Here is a 17840-nt window from a genome sequence, read left to right as displayed (position 1 = left end):
TTCTGCGACTTTGCTAGAACCGCCAGAATGCCATCTTAACCGCCTTCCGGGGGTGCTACGAACACTTCTTCTGACGGTGGATCGACATAGGCCGCCTGAATGACTTCCTTGCCGTCCGGGCAGACGTAAAATGCCTGGCCAGGAGGCCTCTTCTTGACGACGATCTCGCGCGACGGGAAATCCTGTTTTTCGCCGGAGAGAAACAGCGTGGGGGTCCCAGCACCGTAGGCAGCGCCGACGAACTTGTCCATCGTCGCGCGGTGAGCCTGGCTCATCTGGCACGTCACGATCAGGTGCAGTCCGATGTCCGCGGCCGCGGGCAACAACGGTGACAGCGGTGCCATCGGCGACATCATCCCCCCGGCGGCGACGATCATGTGCCAGTCATCGACCAACAACACGATGTCGGGTCCGGTCCACCACGAGCGCGCCCGCAATTGCGCCGGCGTGAGGTCGGCCGGCGGTAACCGTTTGGTCAGGTTGATCGCCAGGGCCTTGATCGACGTCTCCAAGGTCGTGTGGTTGCGGTTGATCGCACCGGCCGCCAGCAGATGCCCGTCGGGGACGGCTTCGAGGAGACCCGACCGGTAATCGGCAATCATGAAGCGGACCTGTTCGGGGCTGTTGCGCGCGCAGATCGCCTGCGCGACCGCGGCGGCGATCGTGGTCTTGCCCGACTTGGGCGCCCCGAAGATCAGCTGATGCGGACTGGTGTGCATGTTGTTGTAGGCGACGGTCAAGTCCGACTCCCGCACGCCGACGGGAACCGTCCACCGCGTCCGGTAGTCCGACTCGGGCCCGGGCGGAGTCGGATCGAGCTGCTGCAGATGGATCCAGCTCGGTAGCACTCGAACCGGCGGTGCCTCGTCGGTGTGGCGGCCGGCGATCTCCTGGACCGCCGCGGTCAGCGCGGGGACGAGTCCCTCGGCACTGTGTACCCCGTCCATCCGCGGCACCCCGATCATCAAGTGGTGCTTCTCCGTCGAGACCGCCCGGCCCGGCCGGTTCAGCGGGATCTCACGGGTGATGCGGTCGATCTGCGTTTCGTTGACGTCACCCAGCCGGAACTCCACCTTGGTGCCCAGGTAGTCCCGGATCCTGGCCTTGAGCTCCGTCCAGCGCGGCGTCGAGATCATGGCATGCACGCCATAGGACAAACCCTGCCCCGCGATGTCTTGGACCGTTGCCTCGAGATCAGGGAACTCCGCCGCGAACGCCGGCCAGCCGTCGACGACGAGAAACACATCACCGAACGGGTCTGCGGACGCCGGGTGGGCAGCGTCGTCGCGCAATTGTCGGTAGTCGGCCATAGAACCGACCCGGTACTGCTTGAAGGTCTGCTCACGTTGTCTCAGTACCGCTTTCACCTCTGCGATGACGCGGTTGACGCGGTCGGGCTCAGCGCGGGTAGCGACGCCGCCGACATGCGGAAGGTCTTCGACGTACATCAACCCGCCACCGCCCATGTCGACGCAGTAGAACTGAATCTGCCGCGGGGTGTGTGACGCAGCCGCCGAGAGGATGAACGTCTGCAGGAAGGTCGACTTGCCGGTTTGCGGCGCACCACCGATGGCGATGTTGCCGGCCGCGGTGGACACATCGATACCCCAGACCTCCTGGCGGTGGCGCCGCGGCTCGTCCATCACACCCAGACCGATGCGCAGCGGCCGCCGGTCGTAGTCGCGGGCGACGAGTTCATTGACCGGCGTCGGGTCGGCCAACGGCGGTAACCACATTCGATACGCGTGGTTCTCGCTCGTCGACAGTTGTTCGAGCACCACTTCCCGCAACACCTTCTGCCCGGTATCGATGCTCATGGGGTCACCGCCACATCGCGAGTCGTCTTCTCCTCGCGCAAGCGCTCGTCGGTGCCCATCTTCTCCTCGCGCAAGCGCTCGTCGGTGATCGGCGCCGCGGTGAAGCGGTGGATGCGGATAGACCTGTCGGCATGCTTGCCGGGGGCATCGTCGTCACCGAGGTCCAGGACGGACGGTGCGTAGGCGTTGCCGGTGTATACGCTCTGGAACTTCACCGGATCCTCCATGCCCACCCGCAGGAAGCCGACCCCACTCTCCTTGTTGGAGATGTACTGGGCTTCCGGTGTGCCGATCACCGCCTTGGACTCCGCAGAGCTGGTGGTACGCAACGCAATACGGTAGGTCAAGTTCGGCTCGAGTTTGTCGATACGGGTGCCGCCGGTATTCAGTGACTGCGTGGCCAGCAACAAGTGCACACGCAGTGATCTGCCCACCCGACAGATCCGGTCGAACAGGCCGATGAAGTCGGGATGGTTCTGCAGTAACTCGGCGAACTCGTCGACCACGACGAACAGCGTGGGCAGCGCGGCCAGGTCGGCTCCGCGTTCGCGGTACTTCTCGTACTCCGCGACGCCGGAGAGCGCACCTGCTGCTCCGACCTGCATGCCGGCTTGCCGAAGGATGGATTGGCGGCGGTCGAGTTCGCCGGAGAGCACCTCCGCCATCCGGCTGACGAGCTCGGCCTCCTCCTCCATGTTGGTCACCACTGCAGCGGTGTGCGGAAGTTTCTCCATACCAAGGAAAGTCGATCCGCCCTTGAAGTCGGTCAGCAGTAGGTTGACCTGGTCAGGATGGTGCGTCGCGGCCAGCGAAAGGATCAGCGTACGGAGGAACTCCGACTTGCCAGAGCCGGTGGTACCGATCAGCATGCCGTGCGGACCGGCGCCGAACTCCGCACCCTCTTTGATGTCGAGATACATCACATCGCCGGTCTTGAGCTCGTGGCCGAACGGAATGCGAAGCCGGTCGCGGTCAGTGTCAGCGAACATCCGCCACCGCGCAGGCGTCACCTCCTCCACCGATTGGGCGCCGACGATCTCGTGCCACTCGGTGGCGACTTTCTTCTGTACGCGGGTGCTCTTGTCGATGATCGTCCCGGTGATCGACCAACCGGCCAGCTTGCGGGCGATCCGCTCGGCCTGGCCAGGTGTCATCGCATCCACCCGATTGGCCACCAGACGAAACGACTGGTTGGGTAGCTTGTCGTCAGCCGTCCCGTCCGCGTCGACGCGAATACGATACGACGAGCGGTGGTTACCGAGGGTCAAGACGGTGACACCGGCCCGGCCGTCGATCGGGAAGCCCGCTCTACCGCCGGTGAGGTCCACGACCACAACGTAGGCGCCACTCGGCGTGGCATCGGCGGTGTGCGGACCGCGGGCCGCCAGATCGCTCAGTCCGTCGGGCCGGGTGAACACCATCCGAGTCGGGCCGGAAGCGTCGACGTCGGACGGGTGCTGGGTGTGGGGCAACCATTTCAACCAGGCCCAGTTCGGATCCTCCGGGTCGTCGGTCAGCACGCGGATCTGGAGTAGGTCTGGGGGATGGAAGACTGCCAGGTGGCAGACCATGGCGCGCAGCAGCGCAGCAGCGCCGTCGACATCGCCACCCAGGGCGATTGTCGGGAATGTACGTAGCTGAACCAGTTTCGGGCAGTCGTGGATCAATCCGTGGGTGCGCAAGAACTTGGTCACCCACATGTGGCTCACGGGTTCCAGATGCGGTTGGGGCGCACCGGACGGCCCAGCCAGGTCCCCGCCGACGGCGGGCTTGAGCAGGCGATCGACCGCCGGCTCGGATCCCAAGCCGATACGGGCCGCGGCATAGAAGTCCGCGTTGGCCGCTCGCGACCACTGCCGGTGAGTCCCGATGATCGACAGCAGGTCCTCGGGGTGTGGCGCATGGTAGTTGAAGAACGTCACCTGCGCTGCTGCCGACGACGTCACCCGGGTACGTAGATTAGCCAGGTACCGCAGGTACTCCTTACGGTCGGCATTGATCTCGGGCACCTTCTTGCCGCCGGTTCCACCGCTGGCCATCAGGCCGACCGCGGCCATCACCATCATCAGCGGCATCATCAGCATGTACGGCGAAAGTTGGCGTATACCACTGAACATCATGATGGCGATCATCCCGAGCATGCACCCGCCCAATACCCACGGCAGCGCCTTCTGCATACCTGACGGCGGAATGTCGATACCCAGGTCGTCGGGGGGCGTCACGTTGATCTCACCTGGCGTCAGGCGTGGGCCCCGCTTCATGATCGGGGTGAACTTCCTGGTCGTCATCGGCCACCTCCGGTCATCGAGCCCGCATGTACCGCACCTCCGCTGTTGACCTTGCGGGGGTTGGGATTCGGCGGCAGGGTGTCGTGTTCGACCAGTGCGGCATCCTTGGACAACACCGGGCCGTCGACGAGCAGGCTGACGACCTGCCACGGCGCGGTGCGTGGGACGGACAGTCCGAGGTCGCGTGCGGTGTCCTCGTCGGGCAGACCGTAGCGCACCCCTTGCGGGTCGACGTAGTAGAGACTTTCCCCGAAGTCGGGGTCTGGTGCCTGCAGCCGAACGTATTGGCCGCCGTCGACGTACACCGTGTTGTCCCCATTGATTTGGTCGATCCCGGTGTTCAGAGCACCAGGCGGTAGCGGCAACCGGCGTCCAGCGATCACCATGGTTCTGGGGGCCTGATCACCTGGCTCGCGAACCCACGACCAACACAGCGTCGGGATGTCCTGGCGTAACAGCATCGTCATCGCGGCATCGGGCAACGGCGATTCGTAGACCTGCTCGGGGATCCGCGACACCGCACTGGGCTCCATCGACGGCGGTTCGATCAGCCCGTAGGAATTGGTGGCGCGAAGTGCGGCCGCGGTGGTGTCGTTGACCTTGGCCACCCCGTCGATCAGCACCACATAGTGTTGCTGGTCGGATTCTGTGACGGTCTTGAATACGGTGCCGACGACCAACTCCGGGGGCAGCCCGACGCTGTTGGGGGCCCCGGCGCCCGCGATGTCGGAGAGCTGCCACGGCCCGGCATCGGGCAGCGCATTGAACAACCCCTGCGAGATCGGTGCCGAGCGGGCAGTCACCGGGATGCCCACTGCGGAGGTCACAGCACGGTCGGACATGTCGATGGCGTGTCGTCCGGCCGCGGTGACGAGCCAGTCCTGCTGGTTGAAGGTCACCAGCATGCCCTGATCTGGCCTCATCGGGCCGACCGAGTTGTCCAGCGCCAGTGCCGTGATCAGAACCGACGAGTCCACCTGGGGCGCAATGCTCTGAGGCTTGACGACGGTGTCACACAGGCCCCACTGTGACTCCGGGCTCGGCGATACCGGAGTGGCGTACGGGGCACCCGGGATGCCCAACGGTTGCCCCTTGGGCATTCTGTCGAGTTCTTCGGATTTCACCGCGACCGGCGTCCCGTTGGTACCGAGGATCAACCGGGCCGACGTCAGGTTGTACACCGGCCGCAGCTGGCCGTTGTCGGGAAGTACCACATAGAGCTGATTGGTCGCACGGTCGACCAGGAGGTTGTCGCCACCGCGTTTTCCCAGCGGTTTGAAGTAGGCCAACAGCGCAGCGCCCAGACAGATGAGGACGGCGATCACAATTCCAGCGGTCACGGCGCGGCTGTAGAACTGCAAGGGGTCGTCGAACATCCTGGTGTCGCGACGCACTATGGCGTGCTCGACACGACGCAACAGGAAGCGCCAGCCGCTGACCTGGACCTTGGTGGTGAGCCGAAATCCCGCCATGGTTACCCGCCGATGCTGAGTCGGGCGTGCACCGACTCGATCGCCGCGGCCATGTCGTCACTGTTGATCTCGCTGAGCTGGTCGTCGTCGAGCGCGTCGATGTCCAGCGAGCGGGCCAAGCGCATATCGCGGATCTGCTCGCCGGCTTCGACCAGTTGGCGGGCGTAGCGGCCATTCCCGGCCACGTCCAGGGCGGGCTTGCCGTTGACCGCGCTGGAGCTCAACAACGTCGCAGCCTCCAACACATGTTTGGCCGCCTCCTCGCTGATCGACGAATCATGACTAGCAGCAATGACTTTGGCTATGTCGACGATTTCTTCCGGTGAGTATGAGTCGAATTCGATGCGGGTGGCGAACCGAGAGCGCAGTCCGTCATTGCTTTCCAGTAGGCGGTCGATATCCCCGCTGTAGCCGGCGATGATCACCACCAGTCGGTCGCGGTCGTTTTCCATCCGCGCCAGCAGGGTGTCGAGGGCTTCGGTGCCGAACGGGTCAGCCCGCCCGTCGCGCTCCTGCACCAGCGTGTAGGCCTCATCGATGAACAGCACTCCACCCATCGCACGGTCGATGGTGCGCGCAGTCTTGACCGCTGACTGGCCTTCGTATTCCGCGACGAAGTCCTTACGAGAGGCCTCTACCAGCTTTGGTTCGGAGATGACGCCCAGCCCCGCGAGGATGTTGGCCACCACTCGGGCGATGGTCGTCTTGCCCGTGCCCGGCGGCCCGGTGAAGATCATGTGCTTGGACGCCTGCGCGACCTTCATACCCCGCGCCGCACGGACTTTGGCCATCTGGGTGGCAGCGCGGTATCGCTCGACCTGCTCCTTGACCCGCGTCAATCCGATCTGCCGGTCGAGTTCGGACTGAGCGTCGGCGAGCAGCGTGTCCCGGCCCGATGTATCCGCCTCGACGCTGTCGGGGTCCCAGACGTCGCGACGCGAGGCGATCTGTTCAGCGGTGGTGGTGTGCAGCCGTACGTTCGGATCCCGCAGAGCAGCAGTGACCTGCGGAGTCGGGTGGGTCGCCTGTAACCACTCAAGCAAAGCCACCGCCGCATCTTCGTTGCCCAGGCCACGCCGCGTCATCGCCAGGTACCACGCGATCGCCCGAGCGCACGCTTCCGCAGCCGGCGACGAATTCGACTCGACGAGGCGACGTTCGGCCTCGGTGAACAGACCGAGATTGGCTGCGGCGACGCCATGGGCAACCCCGGCGGCGGCCGCCAGAAACGGGTCCGGCCACGAGTTGGCCCCCCGCACCTCGTCGATCACATCGGTCCAGCGCTGAGCGGCGCCGTATACCACCGCCCTGCCCCAGGAGATCAGGTGTTCTGCGCCGGCTGATGGGATCGCCTCGAGCGCCTCCAGCGCGTCGGTGTAGTTGGCGACCTCGGCTTCCTTGACCGCGAACCCCATAGTGATGGCCAACGGCGAGTTGACCGGATAGGTGATGTCGCCGTACATCCCACCAATCGGTACGCGGGCACCCAGGCCGATGATCGGCGACTCCGCGGCGCCGGCGAGTTGGCCGAAGTTGTTGCGGGAGTACCAGGCGCGGAACATCGTGACCCGGTCGGTGTCCCCGCATCGGATACGGCCCACCCATGCGTCACAGGCGGACTCGTCGATATCGGTGATCTCGGTGAACAGTTCCAGCGATCGCTGCGGCGCGGTCGGCAACATGCCCACCGCGGTGCCGAACAGACTTGCCAGATGCTCGGTCATTCCTCACCTGCATATCGAGTCATGAACAGTTCGGCGCGGGCCGCCTGCGCCTGTTCCGGGGTGGGCAGATCCAGATCGCGGCTGAGGAAGTCCCGGGTGGCGGCGTTGTCATGCCCTTGTTCCCGCATGCCTTCCAACATGAAGATGTACTGCGCGGAACGGGCGTCCTGGGTCGCCAGCCCCGCGATCACCACGATTTCGTCAGCCAGTCCGCGCTCGGTCATCGATACCACGTTCGGTGACAGGTCGATCTGGTGAACGCGACCGTCGATGAAGGTGGTCACCGACACGGTCCCTGGCGGGTTGGTCACAGTGAACGTCGCCGGGGCGTCCTCGTCGTGCCTGCGGCCGCCCTCGATCGTGAGCGCGGTATCGGCATCCTCGACCTCGCGGGGGTTGTAGTTGCCGAGCACAAGCCCGAGATCGATGTCGTCCACGGCATCGTCGGTCGCGCTGAAATCCAGCGCAGCCATGTCCTCGCCGCCCCCCTCCGTGGGGGGACCGCCAGGGTTGCCGGGCGGGTTGGGCACCGTTGTCTCGCCTCTCTTGTCAGTGGGGAAGGTTCGCAGACGCGCAGTCGCCGGCAGCTGTGTGGTCGGACCATTCCGCCGACGGCAGGAATTCCACGAGACTGTCGAGGGCGCGCTGCAGGTTCTCCGGGGTGCCGGGCAGGAAGCTGCCGTAGAGCTCGCCGTTGACTCGTCTGGGCAGGGAGACGATTCGTCCGTGCGCCGAATCCAGCACACCAGCGCCCACACCAGCAGGCGAGTAGGTACCGCCCGGATGCCGCTCGTTGGCGGTGATCTCGACCCAGCTGGTAGGCGTCGCCGTCGCCTCGGCATAGATCTTCGCTGACGAAGGTGGCTGCCCGTAGCTGGCGAGTTGGTCGGCAGAGCGCACACCAGACAGTCGATGGGCCAGGCCGGTCAGCGGCTCGACGTCGGCCGCCGGCGCATCCCCGATCACGACGTTCACCATGGCGGCCAGTCCGATCTGCGGTGCGACGCGCTGCAGCACCAACATGTCCTCATCGCGCGCGGCGACGACATGACGCTCCCCCTTGCGGCAAACCACGAAGCGCACCATTTTGCCACCGACATCGCGCCGCCACCACCGGCAGTCGAGGGTCCGGTCGGGCCGGCTCAGCACATCGACCATCGCCGCGACCTCCGGATGTGGGTCGCCGAATGCTGTCAAGACGCCCTGCGCGGTCAAGTCCCGTGTCACGTGCTCCCGCACGATTGCGCGTTGCTCCTCGTAGGGGATGTTCGGCCGAATGGCCAGCGCCAGCGGAAAATCGACGAGATGCAGCAGGTCGGCGATCAACTGGATGCCGTCGATGGTGAGCTCGACACCGACGACGTCGTCATAGTGGGTGGGTTCGCCGTCGCCCAGGAATGGTCCGGCCGTCATCGGGGCCTCCGTGACTGCGGCACCACCTGCCTGTCCAATGCAGACCCCGACACGTCGTCCGTGGCCTGGTAGCGCTCAGCGGCCCCGACCAGCGCGCTGGACAGCGTGGAGGATCGTTGCGCGATACCGCGCGCGGCTGTGCGCCGCGTACGCTCTACGGTCTCCACGGCGCTCGCGCACGACAACGCGATGACGCCGTGCGATACCCGGATTCGGCTGTCCACGCCACTCACCAGTTCAGCCGCGGAGACGAGTTCGACAGCTGCCTGCCCCTGCTTGGCGGCCAGCTCACGCAGATGAGCGGTCGCGACACGTAGCGCTTCGTCATGCATAGCTGTTCCTCACTGCGGGGGCCGAGTCGCGGCAGGCGGAGCCGCAGGAGCGCGGCGATCCTCGGCCTCTGCGGGCGCCGGCACGGCTTCTACCGGCGCCGACGTAGAAGGCGGGGGGCCCGTGGCACTTTCGGAGTCGACTGAGCTCACCGCCTCGGTGCTGTCGCCGGTGAGCGGCTCGTCCTCCGCAGCCGTCGTGGCGGCATCGATCGTCTCGGTGGCGGGCGCATCCTTGTCTTCCTCGGGGATGTCGGGTCCGGCATCTGTCAGTGCCGAAAGTGCTTGGCCAGCCGCGCCGGCCGCACCGGCGACCGCGGCCGTGAGCGGAGCCACGATGGCGCCGACGACTCCACCGATGGCGCCGAAAGCCGACGTCATCCCGGATAACGGATCGGAACGTTGGGCGGATGGCATCGCGGCAGGAGGCTGGGAGCCGGCGGGAGCACCATGGCCCGCTACCGCCGGTGCAGGCATGGCCACTACCGGTGGCGCACCAGGTGAGGCCGCACGGGAAGGACCGCCGGCTGCGCCCAGGGGTGCGACCGTGTCTGGGTCGTCCACGGGTGCGGTATCCGGAGGTGACGGATCCTCGGTGCCGGTGGGGGTGTCGTCCTGCACGTCGTCGTCGGCGCGTAGGTCCCGGTCGAGCAGCGGTGGGCTCTCAGGCACCGTCAACGTCGTGTACTGCGTCGCCAGCTGGTTCAGTTCGGCCGCATTCTCGGATACCTCTTGGGACAGCAGGTGCAACTCTTGGCCGCTCATCTGCAGCGCCGTGGCCACCGCGGCCAGTTCCACCGTCGCTTTCGCGGCCTTGCCGACGCCGGGGATCAAGGCCAGAGCCCAGGTGGTGTAGCTCAAGTCAGCCAGGAAGTTCGACTGCTCGTCGAGGTTGTCGCGATGGATCGCCACCTGACGCGCCTGACGGGAGACCACCCGGTGCACGCCTCGGTCCAGTACGGCGATCGCGTCGGTCCGGCCGGCCTGCTGATGGTTGGCCACGGCATAAGCCTGCGAGCCGGCTCCTTCCCAGTCCGCGGTCGGGTGCGCGGTCGCCAACGTCGCTGCGGCGGCGTCGAACCGCGTGGCGGCCCGCTCGAACACGTCGCCGTCCTCCGGGTCGCCCCATCCGGTGGTCAGTCGCATCCCGGAGATGACGAGCTGTCCGGCGTCGAGGATCGGCGATCCCACCGCGTTCTTGAGTGCTGCAATGTCGGTGGGCCGCCGATGCGCGACCCGCGCAGACGTTGTATCGGCGTGGGGCAATGATTTGCCCGACAGACCGTAAAGGTCGCTGAGATCCACCCGTTCACCCCCTTCCCTGGAGCACAGTACCAGCGCTGCGCAACCCTTTCCGACACCAATTCGGTATACGAATTCGCAACCACCTGCCGCGGAATTGGAGACTGCGGCACACCCTTAACAGCAGGTCATGCAGCTACCGAAGAGTCCGGCCGCAGAGGTACTGCGGTCCAGGGACACGAGAGGGGTGATGCCGCAAGCGCCACCCGTACGACCCTCGACCGAATGCGCACGACCGCAACCCGCAGGACCTACGGATCGCTTCGAGTAGTTTGCTGAATGTTCAAGCGATCTGCTCGACCAGCGCTTCGATGGCGATGACATCAGCAGGTGACACCGTCTCCTCGGACTCGACATTGCGCACCGCATCCTCCGAAACCCCGGCCGCCTGGGCGGTTTCGGCGATCGTGAGATTGGCACCGCGGCGGACGGCATAGAGCCGCTGACCCAATGTCGCGTGCGGGGCCCCGGCAGCGAGCAGCGTGAGCTCGTCGTACAGGCTGCGCACGGTACTGAGGGCTTTGATCAATGACGGGGTGACCTGCCCGATGCGCGCGGCGCGGGATGCGACTGCCTCGAGCTGCCGCAGATCTGCCAGCAATGACGTCGCCCGCGGCGTGAAAGCCTCGTCATCGACACCGGGCAGCGCTGCCATCGACGTCCGCAGCGTGCTGGCCGCTGTGATGACCGCCTGGGCGATCAACGGAATTTCGTCGCCCCTGGGCCCCGCCGATTGCGGCGTGGGCCGCGCCGGCTCTCCGCGTCGCAGTCGCTCGATGGTTCCGGGCGGCCATCGCAGAATGTCTTCGAGTTTCGCCCGGGTTCTCTGCCGAGGCCAACTACGGCCTTTCTCGAACGCAATCAGTGCGCCGGCGTTGATGATTCCCTCGGCGGCCAACCGACGCTGACTGATATCGAGTTCGCGTCGACGAGCCGCGGCAGCGGCGCCTGCGCGCAGCATCCCGGGATCCGGTGCGCCGGCCGATCCGTCGATCGACTCCGCGTTCGTCATGTGGCCCGGGTACCTCGTACTTGCTCGAATCATTGCGCTCGGCCGGTCGCCGCCGTCATCCGCAACGGTCTGACCGCTACGACTTCGACCGCCGGGCTTCGAGATCAAAGTTACACCGTTGCGGCGGCAGAAACTGCATCAATGCTGCGGTGTTTGCGCTCAGCCGCGGCCCACCGAACCGTTGGCGTGATCCCCGGCATGTCCGCAGGTCATCTAGCAGGTCGACGCGTCCCCGGCGGGTCCACGACCGAGTCGCTGCACCACCGCCGCCGATCAACCTGTAGCAGTAACTGTTGCATCGCTACGGTTTGTCGGATAGTTTCTGCGGCATCACGGCATCCAGCCGTCACGCACAGAGGAGCGACACGATGAACGCAACGCCGATTGACGAGACACCGGTGGGCGCGTGCACCGCAGACCCCGAGCGGTGGACCACCACCGCCGACGACGAGGCCAAGGCCATCTGCCGGTCCTGCCCGCGACGGTGGCTGTGCGCGCGCGAAGCGTGTGAGTCACCGCGGGCCGAAGGCCTGTGGGCCGGCATCTACGTCCCAGAGGCCGGCCGCGGGCGCACCTTCGCACTGCGCCAACTCAAGTCGCTGGCCGAACAGCACGGCTACCCGGTGCGGCCCCGTCGCGTGTATTACGCCGAGACCGCCTAACGCTGTCCCGTCCGCCGCCGAGCGCGGGGGGTCGGCGGCGGACGGGCGCCCCAGGGGAATACCCACACCTCCGCACCAGTTACATCTCCCGACGGTGCCGGGCATGCCCCGGGCCCCATCCACATCAGTCGCTTCGAGCGACCATCCGCCGAGAGGCGCAGGCGGCACCGTCCCCAAATGTCCCCCACCCACAGCGCGCCGCGCGCGTGTGGGCACGTACCGCGTTCTTTAATCCCTGCCTCAGGCGTCGAGCGCGTCGATCGCCGCGGCGACCCGCTCCAGCAACTCGTCGACCTGGGCGGTGTTGTAGCCGCGCTTGCCGATGCGGGGCTTGTTGAACGCGACGTGGCGCACGTCATCAGATGACAGGTGGCCGCGCCCGTCCAGTCGTCGGGCGGCCAGTGCCAGGAAGTCGTCGACGGACTTCTCGCTGTAGCCGCGCTGCCCCCACGGCGGCTTGTCGAACGTCACGTTGCGCAGATCCTCGGCCGTCAAACCACCCTCACCCATGGCGCGACCTTAACCCGTCGACGCTCGGCTGAGTGCCGCACGGGATGGGTCTGTCACACCTGTGCCGCTTGACCTCAATGATGGTTGAGGTTCTACGGTCGACGGCGCAGGTCTCGGCCACCTCGGTCGACCTGCGAACCATGTTGGCGCTCAACGTCGTCAGGAGTTCCCGTGACAGCAACGACACCGATCCTCGAAGATTCTTGGCCCGCCGCGTTACGCGTCGCCCAAGTGCGTGTCGCGCGACCGACCGACAAGCTCGCCGAGGTCGAAGAGTTTTACGCCGGCCATCTGGGGCTGCCGGTGCTGTACCGATTCGCCGATCACGACGGTTTCGACGGCGTCATGCTCGGCTTACCCGGTGGCCGCCATCACCTGGAGTTCACCAGTAGCCACGCCGGCAGCCCCTGCCCAGCGCCGTCGAGAGAGAATCTGCTCGTCCTGTACTTCGAGGTCGAGTCGGCGATGTACGACACTGTCGCCCGCCTCGCCGAACGGGGCCATGAACCGGTCGACGCCGACAACCCCTACTGGGAGCGGACCGGCGCGCTCACCTTCGAAGACCCCGACGGCTGGCGCGTCGTTCTCGCACCGAGACCGGTGGTGCTGTAGCCGAGCTGTGTTCGCTTTCGCGTCGCGGGTATAGAGGACAGATGAGCACCGACAGAACAGGCGCCCCGACCGTGGTGACCGCAGACTCCGACCGGTTCAGCATCGCCGTCGAGGGCCGCACGGTTGGCTTCGCCGACTTCCACGACCGAGACGGCACCCGCGTCTTCCCGCACACCGAGGTCGACCCGACCTATCAGGGCCGCGGTCTGGCGACGATCCTGGTCCGCGAGGCCTTGGAGGCCACCCGCGAAGCCGGGTTGCAGGTCCTCCCTCAATGCTGGATGGTGGCCGAGTTCATCGACAAGAACCCCGAATTCGCGGGCCTGGTGCAAAGGAAGGCGTGATGGCCACCGACAAGACCGGCGCACCCACCGAGGTGAACGCCGAAGCCGACCGCTTCACCATCTCCGTCGCCGGTCAGCAGGCCGGGTTCACCCAGATCGTCGACCACGACGGGCAGCGCATCTTCCCGCATACCGAGGTTGATGACCAGTTCAGCGGCCGCGGACTGGGCACCATTCTCGTGCGGGAGGCACTCGAACAGACCCGCGACGCCGGTCTGCGGATCGTTCCGGTGTGTCCGATGGTGGCGGCGTTCATCGACAAACATCCCGAGTTCGCCGACATCACCGACCCGGTGACCACCGACGTGAAACGACTGCTCGCGCGGCGCTGAACACACCGCCCGCTATCGTCATCGGCGATGAGCAGCCGGGCATTCTTCGACGTCGACGGTGAGGATTTCGTCCCCACCTCGTGGGCACGTGGTCCCTGGGGGCAGATGGTCAGCGGCAACTACGCCGGCGGACTTCTCGGCTATGCAGTGGACAACGCGGTCACCGACACCGAGCTGCACCCGGCCCGGTTGACCGTCGACCTGCTCCGGCCGGTGGCCATGGCGCCCGTGCAGCTGCAGACCTCGGTGCGCCGTTCCGGTCGGAGACTGCACCTGCTCGACGCGTCGATGACCCAGAACGGCGTCGAAGTCGCCCGGGCCGGCGCGCTGTACCTGCGCCGCGGCGAGCAGCCGTCCGGCGATCGGTGGACCACTCCGATCACCATGCCCCCGCTGCCTCCCGACCCCGACCCGATCGAGGCCGACGTCACCACACTGGTGTGGACGTTCGGCAACGACGGCGATCGGCCGAGCCGCGGCCTGGGTGGGTGGGCACACGCCGGGCCCAAGTACATGTGGGTCCGCGACCTGGTTCCGCTGGTCGACGGCGTGGAATTGACGCCGTTCACCCGCGCCGCGATGGCCGGCGACATGGCCAGCTCGCTGACCCACTTCGGGGCCGACGGACTGCCGTTCATCAACGCCGACTACACACTGACGTTGAGCCGGCTGCCGCGCAGCGAGTACCTGGGACTGGCCGCCCTGACCCATCACAGCGACGACGGCGTCGCTACCGGGACCGCGGTGCTCGTCGACACCGACGGACCGATCGGTACCGCCACCGCCACCGCATTGGCCAACCCGGGCTTCACCCCGGCCGGTGGTATCGGCTAGAGGTACTGCGCTGTGCTGCCCGACAGCGGCATCGCCTGCATGCCCAGCTTGCGGTGATCCCAGCTGCGCATCCGCGACGGCACCACCCGCACGCAGATGCGGTTGTTCATCATCTGGTCGACAAACGGTTTCACGTCGTCGGTGTAAGGACCGGTGTAGCGCTCCCAGATGCTGATCCCGATCCGCAGATTGGTCTCTGGGTCGTCGTAAATCTCTGCAGTCCCGTCCACCGACACCCCGCGCAGGGTGTCGTAGGTCAGGCCGTCCTCGACCATCACCGTCACGGTCGGGTCGCGGCGCAGGTTGACCGCCTTCTGCGACTTCGCCTTCGTCTCGAACCAGATCTCCCCGTCGATCACCGCGTACCACATGGCCACCAGGTGCGGTCGGCCGTTCGGCAAGAGGGTGGCCATGGTCGCCGTCCGGCTTCGTTCGAGGAATTCGGCGATCTCGCCGTCGGTCATGACGATCTTCGCGCGTTCGTTTCTGCCCACGATCAAGCATGGTTTCAGGTGAGCCGCCGCAGCGACAGACCACCACCAGGTTTCGAACGCGTGTGCGATGGCTACACCCGCTGCGGAGGTGAACGGAAACCATGACTGACAACATCGAGCAGGCCCCCAACGAGAACGCCGAGAAGGACCCGTCGCAGTGGGTGACCGGTGAGGAACCGATGACCGGACCGCAACGCAGCTATCTGCAGACGCTGGCCCAGGAGGCCGGCACCGAGGTGGACGAAAACCTGACCAAGGCCCAGGCCTCCGAACTGATCGATACGTTGCAGCAGCAGACCGGCCGGGGCGCGTAACTTCTCCGCCGAGCAGACGCGTAGGCCCCCAATATGGGCCACTTTGAGGGGTTTACGCGTCTGCTCGGCGGAGAAGGGTAAGGAGAGATCATGCCCAAGACCACGAAGTCCGGAAAACCCAAGCAGAGCGAATTACCCAGCACCCTGCAGAAATCCGACGACAAAGCGCAGCGGACGTTCGCTAAGGCGCACGATGCGGCCGTCGAGCAGTACGACGACGACGAACGGGCCCACCGGGTCGCCTACAGCGCGCTCAAGCACAGCTACGAGAAGGTCGGCGACCACTGGGAGGAGAAGGACCAGCGTGGCCCCTCCGACGAGCGCGCCGAGAGCGGCGGGCCCAATCCCCGCGGCGAGAGCCACGAGGGCGTCAACGCCAACGCCACCAAGAAGCACCTGCTCGACGTCGCGCGCCGACTCGACATCTCGGGCCGCTCGACGATGAACAAGGACGAGCTGGTCGCCGAGATCGAGAAAGCCAATCGGCGCGAAACGCAGCGCAACCGCTAGGGTTTGCCGGTCCGTTCCCGGTGCTTGCAGCCGGGCCAGCAGCAGGGCCGACGCTTACCTTCTTCGAGCTCTTCCTGGGTGCGCCGGATTCGGCGTTCCCGGGTCTTGAGTTGCTTGGCGTCTTCGACCCAGCAGATGAATTCGTTGCGGGCCAGCGGTGTGATGTCGTTCCAGGCGGCCAGCGCGGTGGCGTTGTCGGCCAGCGCGGTGGCCAGGTCGGGTGGCAGTTCGTGGACCACCCCGCCGAGGACCTGTTGGCTGCTCACGCGCCGAGAGTAACGCGGCCCCTGCGGTTTGGCACCCAGCATGAGTGGCAACATGGCTCGGCATGCAGGTCGGGGTCGTGTGCTTGCGATAGCGAACCGGTCCGGCTCCGGTGGCGCTGCCGTGCTGGTCGGGGTGTTCGCGGCCGTGATCAGTGCGCTCGGCGGGGGCCGCCCGTCACTGTGGGTGGACGAAGCGGCCACGGTGTCGGCGTCTACCCGGTCCCTCGGTGCGCTGTGGGCGCTACTGGGCAACGTGGACCTGGTCCACGGTGCGTACTACCTGCTGATGCACGGCTGGCTGACGGTCTTCCCGGTGACCGAGTTTTGGATGCGGCTGCCCAGCGCGGTGTTCGTCGGATTGGCCGCGGCCGGGGTGGTGGTGCTGGGAACCCAGCTGAGCACCCGCAGCGTCGGCCTGGCTGCCGGGTTGGTGTTCGCCGTGTTGCCGCGTGTCACGCTGGCCGGCATCGAAGCCCGCCCGTACGCGCTGACGATGGTGTGTGCGGTGTGGCTGACCGTCGTGTTCGTCGCTGCCGCGCGACACCGACGGCGGTGGTGGTGGCTGGGCTACGGCGCTCTGCTCGTCGTGTCGGCGGTGGTCAACATCCTTGTGCCGCTGGTGATCCTCGCCCACGGCGCGATGTTGGTTGCCGGTGCGGCGGCCCGGCGGGTGGTACTGACGTGGGCGGTGACGACGACCGCCGCGGCTGTGGCGGTCCTGCCGTTCGCGACGGCGGTGTTCGCCCAGCGGGGCCAGATCGGTTGGGTTTGGCCGATCAGCACCGTCACGTTGGGTCAGTTCTTCGGCGAGCAGTACTTCCCGTCGGTGTACTCCGACGGACTGCGCGTGGTCGGGCCGGATCAGCAGGAGCTCACCGCCGAGCAGTTGGGGGTGGCGATGCAGGGATGGGCGCGGGTCGCGCCCATGATCATCGTCCTGGTCGGGTTGGCGGTCGTCGCGGTGCTGCGCCGGCGAGACGTGGCCGGACGTGTCGGCAGCGCACGGGTCCTGCTGTGGGGTTGCGGGGTGTGGATTCTGGTGCCGACGGCCGCGCTGATCACCTACTCGCTTCTCGTCGATCCGTTGTATCAGCCGCACTACCTGTCCTTCACCACCCCGGCGCTGGCGCTGCTGGCCGGGCTCTGCGTCGTGGTCGCGGCGGGCACATCTCGGCGAATCATGCTGGCGCTGCTGGTGATCGGTGTCGCCGCGATGCCCAATTACCTTGCCCAGCGGACCGCCTACGCGAAGTTCGGCTCGGACTACAGCGAGGTCGCGGCGCTGCTGGCCAGTCGCGGCTCCCCCGGCGAGTGCTTGTTCGTGGTGGTCGATTCGACGCCGTCGGCAGCGCACGCGGTGCAGGGCGCGCGGCTGGTGCACCGCGACACTCTGCGTGACATCAGCGTGGAACGCAGTGAGCTGCAGGATGATTCGCTGTTCAGTGCGCGGCGCGACGTGACTGCCGCTGCCACGCGGGGCTGCGCGGCGGTCTGGGCCGTGGGCGAAGCAGCCGACGACTTTCCCGAGGTTGCCGGCTGGGCACCCGTGCAGCGCTGGCTGTTCAACCAGAGCGAGGTGATCCGGTCGGAGCGGGAGTGAGCCCG

Annotated in this window: 20 protein-coding genes; 8 read left to right on the top strand and 12 right to left on the bottom strand. The window is 66.5% G+C overall.

The window, feature by feature from the left end; all coding sequences use genetic code 11:
- Positions 1–35: 35 nt before the first annotated feature.
- The 9 genes from eccCb to KXD98_RS00355 form a co-directional block, all read right to left on the bottom strand.
- Positions 36–1817 (bottom strand): type VII secretion protein EccCb, encoded by a 1782-nt coding sequence (gene eccCb / locus KXD98_RS00395; RefSeq protein ID WP_260761352.1) that lies wholly within the window; start codon positions 1815–1817, stop codon positions 36–38.
- Positions 1814–4105 carry a type VII secretion protein EccCa gene (gene eccCa, locus KXD98_RS00390; RefSeq protein ID WP_396882168.1) on the bottom strand — a complete coding sequence of 764 codons (2292 nt, stop codon included), beginning with the start codon at positions 4103–4105 and terminating at the stop codon, positions 1814–1816. Before eccCa ends, eccCb begins: the two co-directional genes overlap by 4 nt.
- Positions 4102–5577 carry a type VII secretion protein EccB gene (gene eccB / locus KXD98_RS00385; protein ID WP_260761351.1) on the bottom strand — a complete coding sequence of 492 codons (1476 nt, stop codon included), beginning with the start codon at positions 5575–5577 and terminating at the stop codon, positions 4102–4104. The genes eccCa and eccB overlap by 4 nt, the downstream gene beginning before the upstream one ends.
- Positions 5578–5579: 2 nt before the next feature.
- Positions 5580–7301, bottom strand: coding sequence for a type VII secretion AAA-ATPase EccA (gene eccA / locus KXD98_RS00380; RefSeq protein ID WP_260761350.1), 1722 nt, complete (start codon positions 7299–7301; stop codon positions 5580–5582).
- The gene (locus tag KXD98_RS00375; protein WP_260761349.1) at positions 7298–7774 is read right to left on the bottom strand and encodes a hypothetical protein; all 477 of its coding nucleotides are present in this window, start codon (positions 7772–7774) and stop codon (positions 7298–7300) included. Before KXD98_RS00375 ends, eccA begins: the two co-directional genes overlap by 4 nt.
- A 76-nt stretch (positions 7775–7850) precedes the next feature.
- Positions 7851–8714, bottom strand: a complete 864-nt coding sequence (locus KXD98_RS00370) for an ESX secretion-associated protein EspG (protein ID WP_260761348.1) — start codon at positions 8712–8714, stop codon at positions 7851–7853.
- Positions 8711–9046 carry an ESX-1 secretion-associated protein gene (locus KXD98_RS00365; RefSeq protein ID WP_260761347.1) on the bottom strand — a complete coding sequence of 112 codons (336 nt, stop codon included), beginning with the start codon at positions 9044–9046 and terminating at the stop codon, positions 8711–8713. The genes KXD98_RS00370 and KXD98_RS00365 overlap by 4 nt, the downstream gene beginning before the upstream one ends.
- Positions 9047–9055: 9 nt before the next feature.
- Positions 9056–10348, bottom strand: a complete 1293-nt coding sequence (locus tag KXD98_RS00360; protein ID WP_260761346.1) for an EspA/EspE family type VII secretion system effector — start codon at positions 10346–10348, stop codon at positions 9056–9058.
- A 280-nt stretch (positions 10349–10628) separates the two neighbouring features.
- The gene (locus KXD98_RS00355; protein ID WP_260761345.1) at positions 10629–11357 is read right to left on the bottom strand and encodes a helix-turn-helix domain-containing protein; all 729 of its coding nucleotides are present in this window, start codon (positions 11355–11357) and stop codon (positions 10629–10631) included.
- A gap of 368 nt (positions 11358–11725) precedes the next feature.
- Between KXD98_RS00355 and KXD98_RS00350 the strand changes: the two genes are divergently transcribed.
- Positions 11726–12019: a WhiB family transcriptional regulator gene (locus tag KXD98_RS00350; RefSeq protein ID WP_260761344.1), complete on the top strand. Its 294-nt coding sequence runs from the start codon at positions 11726–11728 to the stop codon at positions 12017–12019.
- A 240-nt stretch (positions 12020–12259) separates the two neighbouring features.
- On the opposite strand, the gene KXD98_RS00345 is transcribed toward KXD98_RS00350, so the two are convergent.
- Entirely contained in the window at positions 12260–12529 is a 270-nt protein-coding gene (locus KXD98_RS00345) for a DivIVA domain-containing protein (protein WP_260761343.1), read from the bottom strand.
- 171 nt (positions 12530–12700) lie between these two features.
- On the opposite strand from KXD98_RS00345, the gene KXD98_RS00340 reads away from it, so the two are divergent.
- Genes KXD98_RS00340 through KXD98_RS00325 form a run of 4 tightly spaced genes read left to right on the top strand, consistent with a single transcriptional unit; the run spans position 12701 to position 14651 of the window.
- On the top strand, positions 12701–13141 hold the full coding sequence (locus KXD98_RS00340) for a VOC family protein (RefSeq protein ID WP_396882162.1): 441 nt from the start codon (positions 12701–12703) through the stop codon (positions 13139–13141).
- 41 nt (positions 13142–13182) lie between these two features.
- On the top strand, positions 13183–13485 hold the full coding sequence (locus KXD98_RS00335) for a GNAT family N-acetyltransferase (protein ID WP_260761342.1): 303 nt from the start codon (positions 13183–13185) through the stop codon (positions 13483–13485).
- Entirely contained in the window at positions 13485–13817 is a 333-nt protein-coding gene (locus KXD98_RS00330) for a GNAT family N-acetyltransferase (protein WP_260761341.1), read from the top strand. Before KXD98_RS00335 ends, KXD98_RS00330 begins: the two co-directional genes overlap by 1 nt.
- A gap of 27 nt (positions 13818–13844) precedes the next feature.
- Positions 13845–14651: a thioesterase family protein gene (locus KXD98_RS00325; protein ID WP_260761340.1), complete on the top strand. Its 807-nt coding sequence runs from the start codon at positions 13845–13847 to the stop codon at positions 14649–14651.
- Here KXD98_RS00325 and KXD98_RS00320 read toward each other — a convergent pair.
- On the bottom strand, positions 14648–15145 hold the full coding sequence (locus KXD98_RS00320) for a pyridoxamine 5'-phosphate oxidase family protein (RefSeq protein WP_260761339.1): 498 nt from the start codon (positions 15143–15145) through the stop codon (positions 14648–14650). The genes KXD98_RS00325 and KXD98_RS00320 overlap by 4 nt on opposite strands.
- Positions 15146–15246: 101 nt before the next feature.
- Between KXD98_RS00320 and KXD98_RS00315 the strand changes: the two genes are divergently transcribed.
- Together KXD98_RS00315 and KXD98_RS00310 are read left to right on the top strand one after the other, a co-directional pair.
- Entirely contained in the window at positions 15247–15459 is a 213-nt protein-coding gene (locus KXD98_RS00315) for a DUF3072 domain-containing protein (protein WP_260761338.1), read from the top strand.
- A gap of 90 nt (positions 15460–15549) precedes the next feature.
- The gene (locus KXD98_RS00310; protein ID WP_260761337.1) at positions 15550–15969 is read left to right on the top strand and encodes a ChaB family protein; all 420 of its coding nucleotides are present in this window, start codon (positions 15550–15552) and stop codon (positions 15967–15969) included.
- Here KXD98_RS00310 and KXD98_RS00305 read toward each other — a convergent pair.
- The gene (locus tag KXD98_RS00305; protein ID WP_260761336.1) at positions 15966–16235 is read right to left on the bottom strand and encodes a YdeI/OmpD-associated family protein; all 270 of its coding nucleotides are present in this window, start codon (positions 16233–16235) and stop codon (positions 15966–15968) included. The two genes, KXD98_RS00310 and KXD98_RS00305, sit on opposite strands and share 4 nt — an antisense overlap.
- Before the next feature lie 79 nt (positions 16236–16314).
- Between KXD98_RS00305 and KXD98_RS00300 the strand changes: the two genes are divergently transcribed.
- Entirely contained in the window at positions 16315–17835 is a 1521-nt protein-coding gene (locus tag KXD98_RS00300; RefSeq protein ID WP_260761335.1) for a glycosyltransferase family 39 protein, read from the top strand.
- Positions 17836–17840: the final 5 nt, after the last annotated feature.

This window comes from Mycobacterium sp. SMC-4 (assembly GCF_025263265.1).
In the GTDB taxonomy this organism is placed as follows: domain Bacteria; phylum Actinomycetota; class Actinomycetes; order Mycobacteriales; family Mycobacteriaceae; genus Mycobacterium.
Note: the sequence above shows the minus strand (reverse complement) of the source record. Positions and strands in the feature narration are given on the sequence as shown.

Excerpts from the sequence above, each read along its gene's own strand:
- eccCb (WP_260761352.1), bottom strand. The coding sequence starts at position 1,817 with ATGAGCATCGATACCGGGCAGAAGGTGTTGCGGGAAGTGGTGCTCGAA.
- eccCa (WP_396882168.1), bottom strand. The coding sequence starts at position 4,105 with ATGACGACCAGGAAGTTCACCCCGATCATGAAGCGGGGCCCACGCCTG.
- eccB (WP_260761351.1), bottom strand. The coding sequence starts at position 5,577 with ATGGCGGGATTTCGGCTCACCACCAAGGTCCAGGTCAGCGGCTGGCGC.
- eccA (WP_260761350.1), bottom strand. The coding sequence starts at position 7,301 with ATGACCGAGCATCTGGCAAGTCTGTTCGGCACCGCGGTGGGCATGTTG.
- KXD98_RS00375 (WP_260761349.1), bottom strand. The coding sequence starts at position 7,774 with ATGGCTGCGCTGGATTTCAGCGCGACCGACGATGCCGTGGACGACATC.
- KXD98_RS00370 (WP_260761348.1), bottom strand. The coding sequence starts at position 8,714 with ATGACGGCCGGACCATTCCTGGGCGACGGCGAACCCACCCACTATGAC.
- KXD98_RS00365 (WP_260761347.1), bottom strand. The coding sequence starts at position 9,046 with ATGCATGACGAAGCGCTACGTGTCGCGACCGCTCATCTGCGTGAGCTG.
- KXD98_RS00355 (WP_260761345.1), bottom strand. The coding sequence starts at position 11,357 with ATGACGAACGCGGAGTCGATCGACGGATCGGCCGGCGCACCGGATCCC.
- KXD98_RS00350 (WP_260761344.1), top strand. The coding sequence starts at position 11,726 with ATGAACGCAACGCCGATTGACGAGACACCGGTGGGCGCGTGCACCGCA.
- KXD98_RS00345 (WP_260761343.1), bottom strand. The coding sequence starts at position 12,529 with ATGGGTGAGGGTGGTTTGACGGCCGAGGATCTGCGCAACGTGACGTTC.
- KXD98_RS00335 (WP_260761342.1), top strand. The coding sequence starts at position 13,183 with ATGAGCACCGACAGAACAGGCGCCCCGACCGTGGTGACCGCAGACTCC.
- KXD98_RS00330 (WP_260761341.1), top strand. The coding sequence starts at position 13,485 with ATGGCCACCGACAAGACCGGCGCACCCACCGAGGTGAACGCCGAAGCC.
- KXD98_RS00325 (WP_260761340.1), top strand. The coding sequence starts at position 13,845 with ATGAGCAGCCGGGCATTCTTCGACGTCGACGGTGAGGATTTCGTCCCC.
- KXD98_RS00315 (WP_260761338.1), top strand. The coding sequence starts at position 15,247 with ATGACTGACAACATCGAGCAGGCCCCCAACGAGAACGCCGAGAAGGAC.
- KXD98_RS00310 (WP_260761337.1), top strand. The coding sequence starts at position 15,550 with ATGCCCAAGACCACGAAGTCCGGAAAACCCAAGCAGAGCGAATTACCC.